Source organism: Halorhabdus sp. CUG00001 (assembly GCF_009797925.1).
GTDB lineage: Archaea > Halobacteriota > Halobacteria > Halobacteriales > Haloarculaceae > Halorhabdus.
Window position 1 is genome coordinate 913,911 of sequence record NZ_VOLB01000001.1, and the last position, 19,944, is coordinate 933,854.

General features: G+C 61.7%; 20 protein-coding genes. 8 read left to right on the top strand and 12 right to left on the bottom strand.

Going from position 1 to position 19,944, the window contains the following annotated elements; genetic code table 11:
- Positions 1 to 14: 14 nt before the first annotated feature.
- Positions 15 to 1,778, bottom strand: coding sequence for a hypothetical protein (locus FR699_RS13300; RefSeq protein ID WP_233263369.1), 1,764 nt, complete (start codon positions 1,776 to 1,778; stop codon positions 15 to 17).
- 91 nt (positions 1,779 to 1,869) lie between these two features.
- On the opposite strand from FR699_RS13300, the gene FR699_RS13405 reads away from it, so the two are divergent.
- Positions 1,870 to 1,998 (top strand): hypothetical protein, encoded by a 129-nt coding sequence (locus FR699_RS13405; protein ID WP_255470251.1) that lies wholly within the window; start codon positions 1,870 to 1,872, stop codon positions 1,996 to 1,998.
- Positions 1,999 to 2,105: 107 nt separating this feature from the next.
- On the opposite strand, the gene FR699_RS04570 is transcribed toward FR699_RS13405, so the two are convergent.
- On the bottom strand, positions 2,106 to 2,312 hold the full coding sequence (locus FR699_RS04570) for a hypothetical protein (RefSeq protein WP_154551560.1): 207 nt from the start codon (positions 2,310 to 2,312) through the stop codon (positions 2,106 to 2,108).
- 219 nt (positions 2,313 to 2,531) lie between these two features.
- Positions 2,532 to 3,116, bottom strand: a complete 585-nt coding sequence (locus FR699_RS04575) for a TetR/AcrR family transcriptional regulator (protein WP_229770530.1) — start codon at positions 3,114 to 3,116, stop codon at positions 2,532 to 2,534.
- A gap of 320 nt (positions 3,117 to 3,436) precedes the next feature.
- Between FR699_RS04575 and FR699_RS04580 the strand changes: the two genes are divergently transcribed.
- Positions 3,437 to 3,667, top strand: coding sequence for a DUF2892 domain-containing protein (locus FR699_RS04580; RefSeq protein WP_154551559.1), 231 nt, complete (start codon positions 3,437 to 3,439; stop codon positions 3,665 to 3,667).
- A 14-nt stretch (positions 3,668 to 3,681) separates the two neighbouring features.
- On the opposite strand, the gene FR699_RS04585 is transcribed toward FR699_RS04580, so the two are convergent.
- Both FR699_RS04585 and FR699_RS04590 read right to left on the bottom strand, forming a co-directional pair.
- A complete protein-coding gene (locus FR699_RS04585) occupies positions 3,682 to 4,863 on the bottom strand; it encodes a cystathionine gamma-synthase (protein ID WP_154551558.1) in 1,182 nt (393 codons plus the stop codon).
- Positions 4,863 to 5,846 carry a PLP-dependent cysteine synthase family protein gene (locus FR699_RS04590; RefSeq protein ID WP_154551557.1) on the bottom strand — a complete coding sequence of 328 codons (984 nt, stop codon included), beginning with the start codon at positions 5,844 to 5,846 and terminating at the stop codon, positions 4,863 to 4,865. Before FR699_RS04590 ends, FR699_RS04585 begins: the two co-directional genes overlap by 1 nt.
- 427 nt (positions 5,847 to 6,273) lie before the next feature.
- Here FR699_RS04590 and fer point away from each other — a divergent pair, with 427 nt between their 5' ends.
- From fer to hisD, 3 genes are all read left to right on the top strand, one after another.
- Positions 6,274 to 6,906, top strand: coding sequence for a ferredoxin Fer (fer, locus tag FR699_RS04595; RefSeq protein WP_158854383.1), 633 nt, complete (start codon positions 6,274 to 6,276; stop codon positions 6,904 to 6,906).
- A gap of 125 nt (positions 6,907 to 7,031) precedes the next feature.
- The gene (locus tag FR699_RS04600; RefSeq protein WP_158854386.1) at positions 7,032 to 7,643 is read left to right on the top strand and encodes a helix-turn-helix domain-containing protein; all 612 of its coding nucleotides are present in this window, start codon (positions 7,032 to 7,034) and stop codon (positions 7,641 to 7,643) included.
- Positions 7,644 to 7,734: 91 nt separating this feature from the next.
- Positions 7,735 to 9,009: a histidinol dehydrogenase gene (gene hisD / locus FR699_RS04605; protein ID WP_158854388.1), complete on the top strand. Its 1,275-nt coding sequence runs from the start codon at positions 7,735 to 7,737 to the stop codon at positions 9,007 to 9,009.
- 33 nt (positions 9,010 to 9,042) lie between these two features.
- Here hisD and FR699_RS04610 read toward each other — a convergent pair whose 3' ends face one another.
- From FR699_RS04610 to FR699_RS04620, 3 genes are all read right to left on the bottom strand, one after another.
- Positions 9,043 to 9,204 (bottom strand): hypothetical protein, encoded by a 162-nt coding sequence (locus FR699_RS04610; protein WP_158854389.1) that lies wholly within the window; start codon positions 9,202 to 9,204, stop codon positions 9,043 to 9,045.
- Positions 9,205 to 9,342: 138 nt separating this feature from the next.
- Positions 9,343 to 10,056, bottom strand: coding sequence for a bacteriorhodopsin (locus tag FR699_RS04615; protein ID WP_154551553.1), 714 nt, complete (start codon positions 10,054 to 10,056; stop codon positions 9,343 to 9,345).
- 3 nt (positions 10,057 to 10,059) lie between these two features.
- Positions 10,060 to 12,324 carry a methyl-accepting chemotaxis protein gene (locus FR699_RS04620; protein WP_158854391.1) on the bottom strand — a complete coding sequence of 755 codons (2,265 nt, stop codon included), beginning with the start codon at positions 12,322 to 12,324 and terminating at the stop codon, positions 10,060 to 10,062.
- A gap of 144 nt (positions 12,325 to 12,468) precedes the next feature.
- Here FR699_RS04620 and FR699_RS04625 point away from each other — a divergent pair, with 144 nt between their 5' ends.
- Positions 12,469 to 13,905 carry a serine/threonine protein kinase gene (locus tag FR699_RS04625; protein ID WP_158854393.1) on the top strand — a complete coding sequence of 479 codons (1,437 nt, stop codon included), beginning with the start codon at positions 12,469 to 12,471 and terminating at the stop codon, positions 13,903 to 13,905.
- The gene (locus FR699_RS04630; protein ID WP_154551550.1) at positions 13,895 to 14,632 is read left to right on the top strand and encodes a hypothetical protein; all 738 of its coding nucleotides are present in this window, start codon (positions 13,895 to 13,897) and stop codon (positions 14,630 to 14,632) included. Before FR699_RS04625 ends, FR699_RS04630 begins: the two co-directional genes overlap by 11 nt.
- Before the next feature lie 74 nt (positions 14,633 to 14,706).
- On the opposite strand, the gene FR699_RS04635 is transcribed toward FR699_RS04630, so the two are convergent.
- The 4 genes from FR699_RS04635 to FR699_RS04650 all read right to left on the bottom strand — a co-directional run bounded on the left by FR699_RS04635 (position 14,707) and on the right by FR699_RS04650 (position 18,076).
- A complete protein-coding gene (locus FR699_RS04635; RefSeq protein WP_158854395.1) occupies positions 14,707 to 15,369 on the bottom strand; it encodes a glycerophosphodiester phosphodiesterase in 663 nt (220 codons plus the stop codon).
- Between the two features lie 71 nt (positions 15,370 to 15,440).
- Entirely contained in the window at positions 15,441 to 16,310 is an 870-nt protein-coding gene (gene sucD, locus FR699_RS04640; RefSeq protein ID WP_154551548.1) for a succinate--CoA ligase subunit alpha, read from the bottom strand.
- A gap of 79 nt (positions 16,311 to 16,389) precedes the next feature.
- A complete protein-coding gene (gene sucC / locus FR699_RS04645; protein WP_158854397.1) occupies positions 16,390 to 17,535 on the bottom strand; it encodes an ADP-forming succinate--CoA ligase subunit beta in 1,146 nt (381 codons plus the stop codon).
- A gap of 121 nt (positions 17,536 to 17,656) precedes the next feature.
- Positions 17,657 to 18,076, bottom strand: coding sequence for a DUF5793 family protein (locus FR699_RS04650; protein ID WP_158854399.1), 420 nt, complete (start codon positions 18,074 to 18,076; stop codon positions 17,657 to 17,659).
- Between the two features lie 206 nt (positions 18,077 to 18,282).
- On the opposite strand from FR699_RS04650, the gene FR699_RS04655 reads away from it, so the two are divergent.
- Positions 18,283 to 19,944, top strand: a complete 1,662-nt coding sequence (locus FR699_RS04655; protein WP_158854401.1) for a type II/IV secretion system ATPase subunit — start codon at positions 18,283 to 18,285, stop codon at positions 19,942 to 19,944.

Here is a 19,944-nt window from a genome sequence, read left to right on the forward strand (position 1 = left end):
GCTGGATCAACTGATTACGTTGGACCTTGCCAGCGGGCAACCACACCAGTGGCACCGTCGACAGTCGCGTACACGATGACTTCCTCGCCCGCTGGCTCTACGGCCGTTTCGAGGGTCGTACCGACATCGATGGGCGCGTGGCTGCCCAGTGAACCGACGCGATCAGCGAACAGTCCAGGTGCCTCCTGTGGCTGTGCGATGAGTGTCTCAGCGTCGGTGTCTGCGACAATCTCGATCGTGAGTGAGCCGAACTCACCACCGTCGGGTGAGTCGTAAGTGAACGACAGCGCATCTTCTGGAACCGCTTTGCTGGCTGTTTCCTCGGACAGTTCGGCCGTCGGGACGGACTGGGTTGTGAGTTTACCGACTGCACCCTCGTCGTTGAGTACGGAGACAGTCACAGCGTCTCCGTCCTGATCGACCGGCACAGATATACTATCACCGTTGCTGATAGAGCCCTCTTGGGGCCGGATTTCGGTAGAATTACCTGTATCAGTATCGAGTCGGATCGCCGCCGCGTCGGTCTCTTCGGTGATTGTAACCCAGAGTTCCCCGAACTGCTGGTCTGGTTGGGGCTCGTACTGGAAGGTGAGTGCGTCTGGAGCGACTAATTCTGCAGCTGCCGCCTCCGAAAGTTGCTCGTCTCCAGCACTGTCGGCGCTCGTCAGGCCCAGGCTCTCGACGCTGTAGGTACCACTCGCGATGAGACGGCCGTCACTCACGTCGATCGATGCCGAGTCGTCGACGGCCGCTGTCCCGAACGACGTCTCGATTGTCTCTTGTCTGCCCTCACCGAGATCGGCCGCGTCGAGGGCGAACTGCGCTTCGAACGTGTCGCTGCTCGCGTCGAAATCCACTGCCGCAACCACGTTCTCGCCAGAGCGGGGCCTGAACTGCGGGCCGGGATCGAGCTGTAGGTCCCCAAAGAGTTGCTCACTTGTCGCCGCCCCGAACTGACCGACCACGAGATCGCCAGTCCCGGCCTGTTCGAGCAGTGCTGTAGCGGCTTCGTCAGTCTCGAAGATTCGGGACCGATTCCCGACGTCGGTGGCAATCGTCTGGTCGAGTCGGCTGGCGTCTGGCCCAGCGATGACTGTCTCGTCTGTGACTGCTACTGCAGGCGGATCGTCTACCGAATCGGGAACGTCAACGGGCTCGTACCGGTCGTATCCCCGTTCTGTGCTAGTTTGTTCGTAGGCGATGCCAAACGTTTCGTCCGTGGACTCGATCAGTCGGTCGTGTAGCTGGTCGGTTGCGAAAGATCCCTCGGCGATTATAGTCTCGTTGGTGATGGTTAGCTCGTTCACCGTCGAGTCGGACGTAGCCCTGGGGTTGATGGCCTGGGCGAGTCCGACATACGAAAGCGACAGTCGGCCAATGCCGACAGCAGCCCCACCGAGCACGAGCGGATACAGAGCCAGCGGATCATCGACGGATCGATCCGAAGAGCCACCAGAGTCAGCGACGGTATCGTCGGGTAAATTGTCCAGATTAGCGTAGGCAAAGAACAACCCACGATTGTCTCTCGTCAACCACTGGCCGTAGGGCAAGTCGCCCGCCGGATCGAACGTCTCCGTTGGGGAGTCGTCGACCGGCGTCTCGTCCGTCGGACCGTCGTCGGTTGTGTTGTCGGTCGGAGCCTCGGTTGCTTGCTGACTGGTATCACCGCTGCAACCGGCCAAAGCTGCTGTCAGAGTGCCCATTCCGAGCAGGAATCGGCGTCGACTCTGGGTCGTCTGTATGGTACTGTCAGCGTCGTTGTTGAAGCGTGAAGGCATACGAGTGAACACCTCTATGAGGGCTAGGAGGATTGCTCTTTGATGAGTCTCCGAACAGCGTTTCACATCGAGAAACGGTCTGATTGTCGCTATGAGTAACTCCGAGTGTATTGATCCAGAAGTCACCACAGTGCTTGCTGTGGCCACGACTCGATCGATTTTCGTCGCCGATGGCGACCGCAAACAGGAAGACAGCGAGAGACGGAAGTTGCACGGGTGAGGTTTTCAGCGACGTCGTGCCCAGATTACACTCTCGTTGGACTGCTACCGACTCCAGTGAACTGAGTGAAAAAACAACGGACTATCGGGGGACGGCACTAGGTGTGATCAAAGAGTCAGGAGGTAGCCGATCCAGAGCAAGAGTGCGATCGTCCCCATGCCGACCAGCAAGTAGCTGTACAGCTCTTTGGTCTCACCATGCACCTTGTACCCGCTATAAATAGAGACAACGCCCGCAATTGGCATCAGGAGTAGTGAAATGACAGCACTGATTGCACCGACTGCAAGATACCGGTCTGTTTTGGTCTCGAGCATTTTCCTTCAACTATATCCTAAATACTTGGTTAGTATTTAAAGTTGTGGTGCCCAGGGGCCACAGACGTCATCACCGGGCTGTATGCGGAAGATACCTCGCTCGTTATCGGGGAGGTGACCCCAGTCGATGGTGGTGAGACCCAACGGTAATGCAATCCCTGGCTGCGTGATAGATAGCCAACCCAGCGCGCAGTGATTGTCCGTTCGCTGCTCGGGGCATCACTCACATTCGGCAGTGGTGATGCGATCGATTTGTGCTCCAATGGCAGTTTTCAAGGGCTCGATCGACTGTTCGGGCGCATAGACGGTCAGTCGACGCGTCCGCGTACCAATCAGCAACGAGACGAGCAACTCGGCTTCGACTTTCGTGTCGAGGTCCTCGAATTCACCGGCGTCGATGCCGCGTGTCAGAATATCTTCGATGAGATCCGTGATCGTCTCTTCGACGGCGAGGTATTGGTCCCGAACGGCCGTATCGTGTGGTGCGTTCATCCGAAGCTCGAACATCGCCAACATGACCCGATACGGCTCCTCGGAAACGGTCGTTGGCAGAAGGGTTTCGACGAGATTCTCAAGTTGTTCTCTCGGCGAATCGTCTTCATCGGGGAGTTCGTCGAGGAATCTGTCGAGGATGTAGCTGAGAAAGTCGACCAACAGCTCGTCTCGTCCGTCGTAATGATAATAAATCAGCGTCTTGCTGTGGTCGAATTCGTCAGCGATATTCTGGATCGTCAGATCGCTGTACCCGTACTGGCTGATCGCGTCGTACGTCGCTTCCATGATGTCCCGCTTTCCCGGATCCATATTCGATGGGAGTATCTTTGCGAGTCACCGTGGAAAGCGTTGTTTTTGACCGTCCCGCTCTTTTCGAGAGACAACACTCCATACGGAAGAGTTGTCAGGCCAGTATGGCAAAGTGCCACGCGTCAGGGCACGAGGGGGCCGCAATTTGTCGGTATTGCATACGTCGCTTCGACAGCTGTATTGTTTTAGATACGCAAATCTACATCCACAATTGAGTTCATCTGAGTTGTAGCGGACGTGTTCTGGGACCATTCCGTCTTGCAGTTCTTCCCGATCGTCCCAATACAAAAAGCTATACCCCTGGCCGTGTAAGTGAGTGTATGGAGCAAAACGTCGGTACGACGGACCGCCAAGTTAGGACGCTGCTCGGTGCGCTTGCGGGCGCTGTTTCGCTTGCGATCCTCGCAAAAGTCGTCTCGCTTCCGGCGATCCTCTCACCGATCCTCGGTGTGGTTGCACTCATGATGCTTGGCACTGCAGCGACGGGGAGTTGCGGGATGTATTCCTTGCTCGGGATGGACACCTGCTCGATGGATTCGACGACTCGATAGGCCAAGACTTCCTGTTATCGGTTGGATGCGACCGTCTCAGCGAGCGCCTGCTCTAGGTCAGCCTGCAGATCTTCGAACGACTCTAACCCGACACTCAGCCGGACGAGCCCGTCGGTAATCCCGGTTTCTCGGCGTTCAGCAGCCGGAACGGCCGCGTGGGTCATCGTCGCTGGATGTTCGAGCAGGCTCTCGACGCCGCCGAGACTTTCCGCAAGCGTGAACACATCGGTACTGGAAACGAACTCCCGGACAGCGTCGAGATCGGCCGCCAGATCGACGCTGAGCATCCCACCGAAGTCATCCATCTGTGCCGCTGCGATCTCGTGGCCAGGATGGGTGTCGAGCCCCGGATAATAGACCGTCTCGACGGCCGGGTGGTCGTCCAGCCACGCCGCCAGCTTCCGGGCGTTGTCGGTGTGTTGGTCCATCCGGACGGGGAGGGTCTTGGTCCCCCGAAGGACGAGGAAACACCCGAACGGGTCCGGCGTCGCGCCGACGCTGTTCTGATAGTAGCCGAGTTGTTCGTCGAGTTGCTCGTCGTCGGTGACCAGCGCCCCGCCGACGACATCCGAGTGTCCGCCGAGGTATTTCGTCAGCGAGTGGGCCACGATGTCCACACCGTGTTCGAGTGGACGTTGAAGATACGGCGTCGCGAACGTGTTGTCCACCGCGAGCAACGCGTCACCCTCGCTCGCGACCGCCGATATCGCTTCGATATCTATAATCTGCAGCAGGGGATTCGTCGGCGTCTCGATCCAGACGAGTGCGGTCTCGTCGGTGATCGCCTCGGCCACGACGTCCGGATCAGTCGCGTCGACGAACGAAAAAGCGAGGTCGTAGTCCTCGTAGACGCCGGTAAACAGTCGGTGGGTGCCGCCGTAGACGTCCCGTCCGACGACGACATGATCGCCCGCCTCGAGCAAGTTCAAAACCGTATTGATCGCCGCCATCCCGCTGGCGAACGCCCGGCCGTATTCGCCCCCTTCGAGGCTCGCCAGGTTGTCTTCTAGGGCCGTTCGCGTCGGATTACCCGTCCGTGAGTATTCGTAGCCGCGATCCTCGCCGGGCGCATCCTGAGCGAACGTCGAAGAGGCATAGATCGGTGGCATGATCGCGCCAGTCTCTTGATCCGGTTGCCAGCCGGCGTGAATCGCGCGCGTCTCGAAGTCCGCGGGATCGAATCCGTCGCCAGTCATTATTTCCCCTCCCACTCCTCGAAGGATCCGTAAATGTCCTTCGAGAGATATCGCTCGCCCCCATCGGGAAACACCGTCGCGACGGTCTCGAAGGGCGCATCTCGCTCACCGGCCGCGATCTCCTCGGCCACCTGTCGAGCCACGACGCTCGCCGCGCCGGCACTCGAGCCGACGAGATGACCCTCCGCGGCGGCGAGTCGCTTTACTTCAGCGTGGGCGTCTCGGTCGCTCACTGGCCGAAATTCGTCGATCTCGTCGGGGGCGAGCAAGTCGGTCACGTCGGGATCGTGCGTCCCGATGCCCTCGATTTTGTACGGCCCCTCCTCACGCTCGGAGCCGAGTAGCGAACCAAACATCGAGCCCTCGGGTTCGACGGCGACGACGTGGACATCGGGCACTACCTCGCGGACGGCGCGAGTGATCCCTGTCAACGTGCCCCCGGAGCCGACGCCGACGACGATCGCCCCGACCTCGCCGTCGAGCGCGTCGATGATTTCCGGGCCGGTCGTCCGGTAGTGTGCCTCGACGTTCAACGGGGTCCCAAATTGCTGGGGAACGACGGCGTTGTCGAACGTGTCGGCGATCTCGCGGGCGCGTTCGGTGGCCGCGGCCATGCCGCCATCGCCGGAAATATGTTCGATCTCCGCGCCGAGGGCGGCCATCAATCGCTCTTTCTCGACGCTAAAGCCATCCGGCACGACGAAGATCGCATCGAGATCTAACTGCGTCGCGGCGATCGCCATGCCGATACCAGTGTTACCAGCGGTCGGCTCGACGATCGTCCCGCCTGGCTCGATGTCGCCACGGTCGAGCAATCCTTCGAGGATGTACTTCCCGATGCGATCTTTCACGCTACCGCCGGGATTGAACGTCTCCAGCTTAGCGTAAACCGGGACCGTAGCCGGTGATACGTCGAGTTCGACCAGCGGCGTCTCGCCGATGGTGTCCAATACCGATGCCTTGGGAGTGTCGTGTGTTGTCATATCTGTCTGGGACTCGAAGTTAGTCGATGTCGATCCGATCGGAGATGAACGAACAATCAACAGCGACAACAGCGGGCCTGGGCAGAGACGAACGACGAAGAACGTGGGTCGGTTTCTGCGTGTCGGCGATTGCGCTGTCGCGGATCTGTCAGGCCGGAGCCGTCGACCGAGTACGATCGACTGCCCACAAACGTATCTCGGCTCGTCAGAGGCCGATCCATGAAAACCAGTAGGTGCTGCCGATTTATTGCAGTTGTCCTTTCGAAATCCGACGTAGAGTGGCCAAGCCAGCGTAGATCCCTCAACCGAGAAGCGAGGACCGCTTGTACAGCCACCAACGGAGACGGTCCCGTTTCGACTGTCCGTCGCGAGCGGACGAATCTCCGCCACGCGAAGGTTTAACACTCGATTTTGACTAGTGTACGGCGTGCCCTCTCCCTTCGAGGTACTGGGCGTCGACCCTGGCACACCCCAAGATGGAATCCACGACGCGTACCGAGAGCGTGTCAAAGAGGCCCACCCCGACCAAGGTGGGTCAGTCGCCCAGTTCCGTCGTGTTCAGGCAGCCTACGAGACACTCCTCGAAAGAGAGTACGAAGCCCAATCGGCCATCTCGGACCCACCAGCCGAGACAGGTGCGCGGACGGCCGTCGAGTTCGTCGAGTACGAAGCGATCGTCGATCGGGGCTGGGGTCTCGATGACTCCGATCTGTTCGAAAAATCACGAGCGGCCGGGATCAACGGGAGCGAGTACGGGCGAATCGCCGTCGACCAGGACGCCCCTTTGCTGGAGTCGATCGAAGACCGTGGGTTCGCCTGGCCCTATTCCTGTCGCGGTGGTGCCTGTGCGAACTGCGCCGTCGCCGTCCTGGAAGGAGAGCTCTCACAACCAGTTAACCACATCCTGCCGGAGGAAGCCATCGAGCAGGGCATCCGGCTGTCCTGTGTCGGGAAACCACAGACGGACCACCTGCGCCTCGTCTACAACGTCAAACACCTCCCGTCGATCGAGGACCTCAGACTCCCACCGCGCCCGGTCGACCGACGGGGGATTGAGTGACCAGCGTACCGGTCAAAGCACCATTTGAACGGGCTTGGGGATGGCTCGGGATACCGAGGCTGCCGATCAAAGAGCCGTTTGAGTGATCGCCAATCCCTTTTTGATGGGCACTGTACCTCGTCGTCATGGGAACGCTATTGCCACGCCGGGGTGAGCGGACCGAAACCGCGGACGAGCCACGGGTCCTGGGGCTGTCCGACGAAGCCGCAGACGAAGCGTTCGCCGCACTGTCCTCCCAGACGGCTCGACAGGTGCTGGCGCTCGTCTACGAAGACCCCGCAACACCGGTCGAAATCCGGGACGAGATCGGGACCTCGTTGCAGAACGTCCACTACCACGTCGAAAAATTAGAAGGGGCTGAGTTGATCGAATCTGTCGGGACTGATTACTCCGCGAAGGGCAACGAGATGAGCGTCTACGCCCCGACCAGCGAGGCCCTAGTGCTCGTGGCCGGCGAACAGGAAGACCAGTCGCTGTTGAAACGTGCGGTCGCTCGGGTGCTCGCTGGCGTCGGCGTCCTCGCTGGTGGGGCGGTGGCGTTCGGCGTTGTGGCAAACCAGTGGCTCGATGGGGAGACGACCCAAGAGTCCGGCGGGCAGATCGGCATCCAGGCCACGGAAACAGGGTCCGAAGAAGGACTCGCGGCGTTGCTGACCGACCCGGCAGTGGCGTTCTTTCTCGGCGGCGCGTTCCTCCTGGTCCTCGTCGGTGCCTGGTGGACTGTCCGCACTCGTTGACCCGCTTTGGCGGATTCGCCACCGTCGATGATCGGAGTCTCAGACACGGATGGCAAGTGGTTTTGGGGAGGACTGTCAATTGCCACTCGGTATGGACGTACAGTCCGTTTCCGCCCTCGATGCGGAGCAGCGACGTGCGCTCTTCGAGCGAGACTCCGGTATTGGCGAAATCCGAGAGGACGTTGCCGAGATCGTCGACCGCGTCCATCGTGAGGGCGACGACGCGCTCTATGAGTTCTGTGAGCGCTTCGACGGCGTCGAGGTCGAGGCTTTCGAGATCAGCGACCGTGCCGCCCAGGCCTACGAGTCCATCGACGACGAGGTACGCGAGGCCATCGAGACGGCCGCCGAGAACATCCGCACCTTCCACGAGCGACAGGTCCCCGAGGACTGGACGGTCGAAACCGATGACGGTCGCGAACTCGGCCGGAAGTACTATCCTCTCCAGTCGGCGGGCGTCTACGCGCCCGGTGGAACCGCAGCCTATCCCTCCAGCGTGCTGATGGGTGTCGTTCCGGCGAAAGTCGCAGGTGTCGATCACGTCGCCGTCGCGACCCCGCCCGCCGAACAGATCAACCCCGTTACGCTCGCAGCGATGCACGCCGCCGGTGCCGACGCTGTCTACCAGATCGGCGGTGCCCAGGCGATCGCCGCACTGGCGTATGGCACCGAATCGGTCGAGTCCGTCGACGTGATCGTTGGCCCCGGCAATCGGTGGGTCACGGCGGCCAAAGCCGAAGTCCGGGGCGATGTCCGGATCGACATGTTGGCCGGCCCCAGTGAAGTACTGACGCTCACGGACGACACTGCCGACCCCGAGGTCGTCGCCGCGGAAGTCGTCGCCCAGGCCGAACACGATCCCAACGCGGGCGTCGTCGCAGTGACGCCGAACGAGGGCCACGCCGAGGCCGTCGCCACAGAGATCGAGCGCCAGGTCCCCGAACGCGAGCGCGCAGACATCGCCAGAGAGGCCCTGGACAACGACGCAAGTGGCGTCTTCGTCGCCGACTCGATGGACGGGGCTGTCGAATTCAGCGACGACTACGCCCCGGAGCACATTTTCGTCCACGCCGCAAACGAGCGGGAGTTGCTCGAAGAGATAACCCACTACGGCTCGGCGTTCGTCGGTGAGTTCACGCCCGTCGCTGCCGGTGACTACGCCAGCGGGACCAACCACGTCCTGCCGACCGGTGGGTCGGCAAACATCGCCAGCGGACTGTCGGTCGATGACTTCATTCGACCGGCGACCTACCAGCAACTCTCCGAGGACGGACTCGAAACGCTCCGCGAGACGATTACGACGCTGGCCGGGGCCGAAGGGCTCGAAGCCCACGCCCACAGCGTCGAAGCGCGCTTCGAGGACTGAACCACACCCACGATCGCCACTGGTGTCGACTGGCTACTCGTTTTCCCAGCCAAGCCCCTCGCCAGCCGTCTGGTCGAGTTGGCCACCATCGACGGACGATAGTGGAGCATCGAGGATTCGAACCGCCTGCTGAGTGTCACAAGAGGTGTCTGGCTGGTCGCGTCGATGGTCCTGTCCGATGCGAGACTCGGGCACGCAGCCCCCACCCGTGGTCGACCCGTCGATAGGAGCCACGACAGCCTCCCTTCGCTCTCAGGAGAGTCACTCACCAGGCGAGGCCCCTTCACAGCTACCGCAGCCAGCAAGGCGAGACACGTTCGTGTCGCTGTCGCCTCAGTCGTCCGCAAGCGACTGGCCGAGGCGGTCTACGCCAAACGACTGCAGACTCTGTAAGCCGTTCAGCGCGATGAGGCCGAAGCCGACCTTCGCGACGACGTCGATGTACGTGATGACGAGTGAACTCGTCTCGGCGTCCATGAAGCCATACCCAGTGGGTGCGAGCAGCCAGATCACCGGGTAGATCAGCCACAGCACGATCACGAAGTTCCGGAGTTTCCGGTACAACCCCGCGGTCGTGACGTCCTGTTGATCGGCGGTCTCTGCGGCCTCGACGACCAACAAGTAGACGACGATGACGAAGACCAGACTCCCGGCGAGGAAGAACAGTTCTTTCAGGGGACTGGTCACGAGTGCCCCGGCAAAGCCGAGGACGATCGTCGCAGCTTGCAAGCCGGCAGCCGTGAGCGTCAGCCGGCGATCCGCACCGGCGATGACGGCGATGAAGACCACGTGCAGCGGCGTGGTCAGCAGCCAGTCGGCGTACCGTGGGAGCGACACCGTCGCTCCGTTGGCGGCCCCGATATCACCGATGCCCAGCGCCATCAGACCGTAGGCGACTGTCGCGATGAGTGTCACGACGACGACGTCCGCGTAGCTGCGGCGCCACTCCGATGGGAGCACCAACAAGCCGTACCCGAGGCCGATACTTCCGAGTGCCATTCCCAGCGTCCCGAGCGTGAACCAGAGCGTAATATCGAATTCGACCATCGATTAGTCCTCCCTCACGTCTGCAGTGGTTGTGTTCGTCTCTGCGACCTCGAAGCGATCGAGCAGCGACTGTAGCTCGTCGGCCTGTCGGCGTAAGGCACCCGCCGATTCGGAGACTTCTGCGATCGAGTCCGTCTGCTCGTCGGCCGCCGAAGCGACGGTATCTGCCTCCTCGGTCGTCTGGCGGCTGATCGCCGTCAGATCCTCGACCATGGCCATGACTTGCTGGGCCGTATTGGCTTGGTCTTCGGTCGCATCGTCGATCTCCTGGATGCCACGATCGGCTTCCTCGGCGTGTTCGACGATCGTTTCGAGTGACTCGACGGCCTCGGTGACCGTCTCGACGCCCTCGCCCATGCGCTCGCTCGTCGTCTCCATCGTTTCGACGGTCTCGTCGGCCTGTTCCTGAATCGCCTCGATACGAGCTTCGATGTCACCAGCCGCGTCTTTTGTCTCCTCGGCCAGGCTCTTGATCTCGTCGGCGACCACCGCAAAGCCTTCACCACCACCCGAGTGGGCGGCCTCGATCGAGGCGTTGATCGCCAGCATGTTCGTCTGTTCGACGATCTCGGTGATCAGATCGACGATCTCGCCGATCTCTTCGAGGTCGGCCGCGAGATCGTTGATCGCCTGTCGGGTCCGTTCGGTCTCGTCTTCGATCGCGCCCATCTCCTCGATCGCATCCTCGGCAGCGTCTCGACCCGTTTCGCCGACTTCGGCCGCTTCTCTGGACGTTGCGGCCACTTCCTGGGCCGAGCTGGCGACTTCCTCGGCCGAGGCCGAAAGCGTCTCCATCTCGTCGGCGATGTCCCGCAAGCGCTCGCTTTGCTCGCTCGCGCCGTCGAAAATTTCGTCGATCGATTGGCTGACTTGCCGGCTGGCGTCGCTAACGCGGTCGGCGTTTTGCCTGACTGTGTTGCTAGAGCTTGCGACTTCCGAGGCAAAGGATTCGACGTCTGCGATCGTCGACTCCAGGGCATCTAAGGTCGCATTGAGCTCTGTACCGACGATTTCCATCGCCTCGTTCTCGCTTTCGGGGTCGACTCGCCGAGTCAAGTCGCCGTCGGCAACGTCGTCGAGAACGTCGCCGTAGGCGGCGGCTTTCGCTTCTAGATGTGAGGACAGAGCCTCCATCTCCGCCCGCTCGGATTCGGCATCTTCGCGGGCCTGTTGGGCCGCTTCAGTCGCGCTTTCGGCCTCGTCGATTTTGTCACGGAGAGAATCACGCATGTTTTGGAACGATACGTACAGGGTGCCGATCTCGTCTTCACGGTCGGTCGACAGATCGACTTCGAGGTTCCCCTCGCCCATCTCCTGGGCACGACCGGCCAGGCGACGCAGTGAGAGGGCCGTGTTCGAGCCGATCGTCACCCCGATCAACCCGAGGTTGATGATCGCGAGCAACACGAGCCCGAGGAGATCGGCGTTGATCTGGTTCGAGACGGCGTAGGCGTCTTCGACGGACGTATGAACCATGACTGTCCAGTCCTGGCTCGTCAGCTTGCTCGAACCCATGAGCATCCCGTCATTCCGCGAGAACTCCGACTCACCGGCCGAAAGCGTACTACTATGGCCCTCGTGTTGGGTCAGAATCTTGCTCGTATTCGGATGTGCAACGTACTCGCCGGCGTCGTTTACGACGACTGTCTCCGTACTGTCCCCGGCCGAGAGGGCATTCGCGCGGGCTTCGAGGTCAGTCATGTACACGAGTGCGCGGTCGTCGGCGCCTTCGATCGGCGAGATGATGGCGATGATCGGATGATCGACAACCGGGACCGAAAACGGCGCCGAGACGTAGACGTCGTCCGGGCTGTCGAAAGCGGGCGGGTTAGTCGCGAAGGCCGCGCCCTGATCGGCCGGATTGACACCGACCATCGCATCGCTGGAGCTCGTCAGAAACTCCATCGACTCGGTATCTAAGTAGTGGACCGCAACGACGTCGTCGGGAACGGCGTTACCCTCGACCATTCCCGTCAGGCGGTCGCGGATGCGATCAGTCTCGCCGGACCCAAAGACCGGCAGTTGCGTTGTCTTCCGTACGTCCTGCTTGATCGCCGACACCCACGTATCCAGTTGGGCCGCTTGGGCGTTGGCCTGCGTCGTGAGATCCTGGTCGACATCCGAACGAAGCTGCCCGGTCGCCTGTGCGCTGATGACCAATCCGAAAGCGAGCATCACCACGATCGCGAACGCGAGGGCGGCCCCTAGCCGCGCCGTATACCGTTCGCGGACAAACGCCGGAAGCAATCCAGAGTTGTCTGCTGGCATTACCGGACCTCACGAGGCACCACACTGTAAATGCCTGCACCCGATTTTCAGCGGTGATAACCTGCGTTCGCCACGCCGATAGACGCTCAGCCACCCCAACAGTCATTATCGGTGCGTGTGAACGTAGCCCACTCGGAGAGAAAAATGGCCGAACGCGGCGACGCAAACGCCACTGAAGCGAACGACGTGTTGGAGCGCATTCTCACATCGCCTCCCGGAAGCGTCAAAGACCTCCCTGTGCTGTTGGGCGCTCTCGACGATGAAGATCGACAGCTCAGGCTCGTTGGGACGTTCGGTCTCTGTCTGCTTGCCGCCTCAGATCCAGAGTCGATCCCATCGATCGTGCGACGGTTGGCCGATCGATTCGACGGTTCGAGTCGGGCCGAGGCGAAACTCGCGTACGATTACATCGCTTCACAGTTCCCGGAACGCGTCGACGAGACCCATCAGGAACGCCGTGACGAGACCACGGGTGGTGACCCGACCGGATCGGGAGACGGCAGCACGCGTCACGAGGATGTCGGCCGCGTCCGTCCACCGGGAGGGATGTTCGGCCCGCGATCGGTCGAACCGGACCGTGACGTCATCGATCCGACCGACCCCCAGCGCCATCCAGATGCGGACCAGCCCCTAGAGCCTGAACACAATCCAGAAGACGTCGACGAACCACGAGCGAGCACCGGTGTGCGATCGGAACAAGCACGGGAGCGACGACAGTGGAATCGGCTCTTTGGTCGTTTGACGACGATCGTCGAACAGAGCCGCTTCGACGATCTGATGGTCCTTTCGGGGCGCAAACACAGCCGCTACGCGGAGATCGCACGGGTCCTGGCCGAGGACAGCGGCGTCGAACGAGCGATGGCGATCCGGTTGTTTCACCGTCCGACCGGCGAGAGTGATTCGTTCGCCCCAGATCTCGGTGAGGCCCTCGATCAGTGGGCCGAGATTGGCGATCACTCCGGTATCGTTAGGCTGTTCCATTGGGGGAGCCAGCCCCGGCCGTGGGCTGGGACCGATCCTTCCGACGCGACCCTGGCGGATCGGAGTGGGCCGATCGAGCCCGCAGCCGCCCTCTCGCTGACGATCGAGCTGGCCGACGCACTGGAATACGCTCACCAGCATGGCGTCGTCCACGGCGGGATCGATCCCGAAAACGTCGCGTTCCCGACAGAGGCTGGCGCGACCCCGCAGACCGCTTCCCTCGACAACCCCGGCTTGCTCGGCGTCTATCGCTGGCACGTCACGCCGGCGACCCTGCTCGATCCTCGGTATGCCGCCCCCGAATACTACGATCGCCGATTCGGCCGGATTCACCACGGCACGGACATCTATCAACTCGGGGCTGTCCTCTATCGCTTCCTGACCGGACGGCCGCCCGTGTCGGGTGAGTTCGAACAGATCCGCCAGCAAGTGATAGACGGCGAGCCGCCGGCCCCATCGAGGTCAGTCGACGTGCCTGGAGCAATCGACGATATCGTCGGGAAAGCGATGGCCAAACGGTCCCTGGTCCGATACGAAACAATCAATGACTTCCGCAGAGACGTCGTGGCCGTGCACGAGGAGTTGACCCATGCAGAGTGACGTCGCGTTCGCCCTCCAAGAGATCGCCGGCAACCCCAACCTCACGTTCATCTACTTCATCGGCTTCGTCCTGATCGGGGTGTTAGGCGTCCGGTTCTGTGTCTACGCGCTGTGGAATCGCCGCGCGAGCGACCTTCCATCCCAAGCGTCGATCTGGACGTACCTCGGGTTCGTCGGCGGGGCAGCCGCGATCTATGGCATCGTCGGAATCGCCGAAATCGTACTCTCGGGGATCCCGTCGGTTCGTGATGGGGTATTTCTTGGCTTCGTCCTGTTGCTTGCACTCACGATGCAGTTGATCGCCCGGCAAGGCACAGTCGCCGACAGTGATCGTGGGACGGCTGGGAGCGTCGTTCCGAGCCCCCTGGTCGCGGTATTCAGCCTCACAGTCGTTGGGGCGATCGCCGCGGAAGCGATCGGAATCGCCGAGCAACCGGTGCTCGCACTGGAAGGGGTCGGGGCGATCGCGTTCGGGACCTACGGGTACTGGCACGGGCGTACCCAACTCTCCCGATCGATGGTCCAGGGGACGATGCTGGATACCCTATTGCGCCATTTGCTGCCGGTCCTTGCGTTCAGTGCGTTCGTACCGGCGATTGCCCTGGTCACGCTTTTGGGCATCGAGCAGATAATCGTCCTGCACGTCCAGGTCGTTTTCATCATCATGGCGGCGACGGCACTGATGACAGCGAACATCAAGCTTCGGCAGAACCTTGCTCGTCTGTGATCGTGCGCCCCTGCTCTCCTCCCGTCCACGATCGCCGCTCCACTGGCGGCCCCACAGTCCGTTCGTGTCCGCACTCACTCCTCGATACACGCGACTGGATCGTCCGCGATGATGCCGTCGATACCCATTTTCGCGAAGGTCTCTGCGCGCTCGACATCGGTAATCGTCCAGGGGTAGACGCCCAAATCGGCTCGATGAGCCCGCTCGATGAGCGCGAAATCGACGAGACGCCAGTGGGGGGCCAGACCCGCACAGTCCAGTCCGGCCGCCCGTTCGATACCGGCCTCCGAGGAGTCACCGACGAGTAACACGACCGGACAATCCGTCTGTTCACTGGCCGCCTCAACGATCGAGATATCGAACGAAGAAAGCCAGATGTCACGGTCGACGTCTGCGATGCGGTCCCGAACGTCGGTGAGGAGGCCTGATTCTTTGAGTTCGAGATCGAGGCCGACGTCGGCGGGGACCGCCTCGATCGCCTCGGCGAGGGACGGCACACCCTCACCGGAGCCCTCGATGTTCAACCGCGACAGTTCCGTCGCAGTCATGTCCGCGACCCGCCCGTTGGCAGTCGTCAACCGATCGACGGTTTCGTCGTGATGGACGACGAGTTCACCCGACCCACAGCGCCGAACGTCGAGTTCGATCATCGCAGCCCGTTGGCCGGCCTGTTCGATGGCGGCGAGCGTGTTCTCCGGATACAGTCCGGCAAAGCCTCGGTGGGCGATACAGCGCATACTCGAGTCACGCCTGGCGGCGAGTTAGGCTTTTTCACCAGGCCGGGCCGACGCCAACAGCCACTCGTCGCTCAGAGAATGGTTTCGACGTGATCGGCGACGTCACTGGGCGTGTCACCGACGGGAACGCTGGCTGACTCCAAGGCGTCGATCTTGCTTTCGGCGGTGCCAGTCCCGCTGCCCGAGACGATCGCACCGGCATGGCCCATGCGCTTGCCCGGCGGGGCCGTCCGGCCGGCGATGAACCCGACGACAGGCGTGTCCATGTACTCGGCAATGTACCGGGCGGCGTCTTCCTCGTCTTCGCCGCCGATCTCCCCGCACATGACGACCGCTTTCGTGTCGGGATCAGCCTCGAACAGTTCTAAGGCGTCGATGAAGTCCGTCCCGATGATCGGGTCACCACCGATGCCGATGGCTGTCGTCTGGCCGATCCCGCGCTGGGTGAGGCTATCGACGATCTGGTAGGTCAGCGTCCCCGACCGGGAGACCAGCCCGACGTCACCGTCCGTGAAGATGTTGCCCGGCAGAATCCCGAGTTTGGCTTCGCCGGGCGTGATGATACCCGGACAGTTGGGGCCGATCAAGTGGGTATCGGTTCGACGGAGTTGTTCGTAGACCTCGCTGACATCCTGGGTCGGGATGCCCTCGGTGATCGCCACGACGACATCCAGGGGCGCGTCCAGGGCCTCGAACAACGCGTCGGCGGCGAAGGCGGGCGGGACGAACACGACAGAGGCGTCGGCGTCTTCCGCGCGTGCGGCCCGGTCGACCGTATCGTAGACGGGCACGCCGTGGACTTCCTGGCCGCCCTTCCCCGGGACCGCGCCGGCGACGACGTTGGTCCCGTACTCGATCATCTGCTCTGCGTGGAACTCGCCCTCGCCGCCGGTGATGCCCTGGACGATAACGCGAGTGTCTGCATCGACGAGTACGCTCATTCGAACCACCCCGTGGTGAGAATGAGGTTATCAGTCGCAGTCGACCGAGCGAAGCGAGTGTCGAATCGTCTGATAGAACTCATTGTGCCACCTCCTCGGCGTCGGCAACCGCACGCTGGACGGCTGCCTCCAGGGTCTCCTCGACGGTCACCAGCTCTGTGTTGAGTATCTCCATGCCTTCGACGCTGTTGGTCCCTGCCAATCTGACAGTGACCGGATTCGGAATCTCGTCGAACGCTTCCAGGGCGTCGTTGATACCGCGTGCAACCTCGTCGCCGCGCGTGATCCCCCCGAAGATGTTGAACACCACGCTGTCGACGTTCTCGTCGGCGAAGACGACCTCTAAAGCGTTGCGGACCCGACCGGCCTTTGCCCCGCCGCCGATGTCGAGGAAGTTCGCCGGCGCCCCGCCGTAGTAATCGACCAGATCGAGCGTCGTCATCACGAGTCCAGCGCCGTTCCCGATGATGCCGACGTTGCCATCTAGGCGGACGTAATCGAACCCGTACTCGCTGGCCATCGATTCGAGGTCGTCGCCGCTCGTTTCGCCCTCCAACTGGGCGATTTCGGATTGACGGAACAGGGCGTCGTCGTCGACGTTGAAGACGGCGTCAGCGGCGACGACCGCTCCGTCGTCGGTGATCATCACGGGATTGATCTCGGCGTCACTGCCGTCAGTCTCGTCCCAGAGGTCATACAGCGTCGAGAGGATCGCAGCGACATCGCCCGCGAATTCGCGCTCGACGCCCGCATCGTAGACGGCTTTCCGGGCCTGGTACGGGTGCAATCCGTGGGCCGGGTCGACGTGTTCCCGAGCGATCGCGTCGGGATCGCTTTCGGCGACCTCCTCGATGTCGACCCCGCCTTTCGTCGAGACCATCGCGACGGGTTTGCCCGCGCCACGATCCATCGTCACGCCGACGTACAGCTCGGTGACGAAATCGACTGCCGCCTCGACGAGGACGCGATCGACGGTGTAGCCCTTGAGATCCATGCCGATGATCTCCCCCGCGGCCTCGCGGGCCTCCTGGGCAGTGTCGGCGAGTTTGATCCCACCGGCCTTGCCCCGGCCGCCGACGTGGACCTGCGCCTTGATCGCGACCGGATACCCGATCGATTCGGCCGCCTCGACCGCTTCCTCGACCGTCGAAGCCAGTCCAGACGCCGGCGTCTGGATACCGGCCTCGCTGAACAGCCGCTTGGCCTGGTACTCGTGCAATCGCATGTGTCCCCCATGGGAAGGGCGGACGCATTAAATCTCGCCTTTTGGTACCGTCTCACAAATATCCGGTGAATGCTGCCGGGTATGCCACCAGAAACCAGTCTGTTTCTCCAGGGTCTGGGACCTACAGCTCGACACTGCCGGGGATGAGGCTGTCTGTGCGGAGCAGTTGGCCATCGACCCCATAGACCAGTAGCGTCTCTTTGTCGTACGTCCAAGCGTCCCCGTCAGTCTCGATCACGATCCGGTAGCGCTCGTCGTCGGCCTCTGCGGCCTGAACGATCCGATCGATCGCATCGAGATCGGCCTCGAGCTCGAAGACGAACGCCCCAGTGTGTCGATCGGCGATACTCAACACACCCCGTGTGTCGTCCTGTAAGCGAAACGCGACGTCGATCTCGTCGTCCGTTAGGGCCTCGTCCTCTGGGTTGTGTAATTGCTCACGAAGCAACGCTGTCGGCCCGTCGTAGGCAATATGCAGCGTCGGGCGGTCGCTCTCTTCGGGTTCGGGGGCAACGGTGAGGCTGAAGTGTTCGCGCTTCATCCGGTACTCATTGGTATGTGTTCTATTAGCATGAAGGTGACGGCGGCGTCAGGATCGGCCGGGGACCGTCGGTCGAGGTCACGCGGATCGGAATTGGCCACGGGGGCGACCTGTTCTCGCCGCTGAGAATCCGCCGGCCGAATTTAAGTAGTTGGACTTGCAATCCGCAACAAGGCACCACTACGACACTGGGCCAGAACTGACGAATGTCTGACAGCGATCCAGCCATCGACGATGTGGATGTCGGTTCACGCGCCGGTCAGGAGAGCCCTGCCAGCAAGGAAACTGATCGGGTAGCGGACGCGAAGGCGTGGCTCTCACGAGTTGGGCGTGTCCTCGCGGGCTCGCAGGTTGTCACCGAAAACTACGATCCGACGCGCCACGACCGGCTGGTCACGTTCGACGGCGACCCGAAAATGGACGAGCTAGAGCGCTACTGGTTGAATGCGCCCTACGCGTTCGCGTCGATCAACCACGATCCCCAACAGGACGAACACTACTACCACGTGGCCGAGCCGAATCTCGACGAGTTCGAGCGGGACCTCCTCGAACGCCTGTTCGAAGACGTACGGGACCCGCTCCTGTACCGCGAGAACGTCGACGACGATCCAGAAGGAGCCCTGCTCGCCGAACTGCGCGATCGGCTCGAAGAGTACGGCGTCAAAGTCCATCCAGAGACCGTCCACCGACTGTTTTACTACCTCTACCGAGAGTTCCAGGGCTACGGGAAGATCGATCCGCTCATGCACGATCCAGCGATCGAAGACATCTCGTGTGACGGGGTCGATCTCCCGATCTTTGCCTATCACGATCGGTACACCGATATCGAGACGAACGTCTCCTACAGCGCGGACGAACTCGACGACGTGGTCGTCCAGTTGGCCCAGCGCTCCGGTCGCCACATCAGCGTCGCCGATCCCGTCGTTTCGACGACGCTCCCGGACGGGTCACGGATCGAACTCGCACTCGGAAAGGAAGTCACGCCACACGGGTCGGCGTTCACTATCCGGAAATACGCCGACGACCCCTTCACGCCGATCGATCTAGTGGAGTATGGCACGTTCAGTCTGGATATGCTGGCCTACCTCTGGCTGGCAATCGAGCACAACAAGTCCCTGCTGTTTGCGGGGGGGACTGCCGCGGGCAAGACGACCTCGATGAACGCCGTCTCGATGTTCATTCCGCCGCGGGCGAAGGTCCTCACGATCGAAGACACCCGTGAACTCTCTTTGTATCACGACAACTGGCTTTCGAGTGTCACCCGCGAGCGCTTCGACGAAGACGACATCACGATGTACGATCTGTTGCGCTCTGCGCTTCGCCACCGTCCCGAGTACATCGTGGTCGGGGAAGTCAGGGGCCAGGAAGCGATTACACTCTTCCAGGCGATGAACACCGGGCATACGACGTTCTCGACGATGCACGCCGACTCCGTTCAGACAGTCATCAATCGCTTGGAGAACGAGCCGATCAACGTCCCGCGACCGATGGTCCAGAGTCTGGACATCCTCTGTGTGCAGGTGCTTGCACGGTACGGCGACGAGCGAGTCCGGCGGGCGAAAGTACTCGCGGAGATCGAAGGGATCGACCAGCGAACGGGCGAACTCGACTACGCCAACGTCTACGAGTGGAGCCCGACCGAGGACACCTTCGGGGAGAGTAACTCCACGCTACTCGACGAGATTCGAGAGGAGCGTGGCTGGAGCCAGTCCGACTTGCTCGAAGAGCTACGGGACAGACAGCGGTTCCTGCGTGCGATGCGAGACCAGGACGTCACCGACTACCGCCGGTTTACGGCCCACGTCAACAGGTACTACGCGGACAAAGAAGCCGCCCTCGACGCGATCGAGGGAGACAGCGACACCTAA

What these genes read in the sequence shown, in the direction of transcription:
- FR699_RS13300 (WP_233263369.1), bottom strand. Translation starts at nt 1,778, where the DNA reads ATGCCTTCACGCTTCAACAACGACGCTGACAGTACCATACAGACGACC.
- FR699_RS13405 (WP_255470251.1), top strand. Translation starts at nt 1,870, where the DNA reads ATGAGTAACTCCGAGTGTATTGATCCAGAAGTCACCACAGTGCTTGCT.
- FR699_RS04570 (WP_154551560.1), bottom strand. Translation starts at nt 2,312, where the DNA reads ATGCTCGAGACCAAAACAGACCGGTATCTTGCAGTCGGTGCAATCAGT.
- FR699_RS04575 (WP_229770530.1), bottom strand. Translation starts at nt 3,116, where the DNA reads ATGGATCCGGGAAAGCGGGACATCATGGAAGCGACGTACGACGCGATC.
- FR699_RS04580 (WP_154551559.1), top strand. Translation starts at nt 3,437, where the DNA reads ATGGAGCAAAACGTCGGTACGACGGACCGCCAAGTTAGGACGCTGCTC.
- FR699_RS04585 (WP_154551558.1), bottom strand. Translation starts at nt 4,863, where the DNA reads ATGACTGGCGACGGATTCGATCCCGCGGACTTCGAGACGCGCGCGATT.
- FR699_RS04590 (WP_154551557.1), bottom strand. Translation starts at nt 5,846, where the DNA reads ATGACAACACACGACACTCCCAAGGCATCGGTATTGGACACCATCGGC.
- FR699_RS04600 (WP_158854386.1), top strand. Translation starts at nt 7,032, where the DNA reads ATGGGAACGCTATTGCCACGCCGGGGTGAGCGGACCGAAACCGCGGAC.
- hisD (WP_158854388.1), top strand. Translation starts at nt 7,735, where the DNA reads ATGGACGTACAGTCCGTTTCCGCCCTCGATGCGGAGCAGCGACGTGCG.
- FR699_RS04615 (WP_154551553.1), bottom strand. Translation starts at nt 10,056, where the DNA reads ATGGTCGAATTCGATATTACGCTCTGGTTCACGCTCGGGACGCTGGGA.
- FR699_RS04620 (WP_158854391.1), bottom strand. Translation starts at nt 12,324, where the DNA reads ATGCCAGCAGACAACTCTGGATTGCTTCCGGCGTTTGTCCGCGAACGG.
- FR699_RS04625 (WP_158854393.1), top strand. Translation starts at nt 12,469, where the DNA reads ATGGCCGAACGCGGCGACGCAAACGCCACTGAAGCGAACGACGTGTTG.
- FR699_RS04630 (WP_154551550.1), top strand. Translation starts at nt 13,895, where the DNA reads ATGCAGAGTGACGTCGCGTTCGCCCTCCAAGAGATCGCCGGCAACCCC.
- FR699_RS04635 (WP_158854395.1), bottom strand. Translation starts at nt 15,369, where the DNA reads ATGCGCTGTATCGCCCACCGAGGCTTTGCCGGACTGTATCCGGAGAAC.
- sucD (WP_154551548.1), bottom strand. Translation starts at nt 16,310, where the DNA reads ATGAGCGTACTCGTCGATGCAGACACTCGCGTTATCGTCCAGGGCATC.
- sucC (WP_158854397.1), bottom strand. Translation starts at nt 17,535, where the DNA reads ATGCGATTGCACGAGTACCAGGCCAAGCGGCTGTTCAGCGAGGCCGGT.
- FR699_RS04650 (WP_158854399.1), bottom strand. Translation starts at nt 18,076, where the DNA reads ATGAAGCGCGAACACTTCAGCCTCACCGTTGCCCCCGAACCCGAAGAG.
- FR699_RS04655 (WP_158854401.1), top strand. Translation starts at nt 18,283, where the DNA reads ATGTCTGACAGCGATCCAGCCATCGACGATGTGGATGTCGGTTCACGC.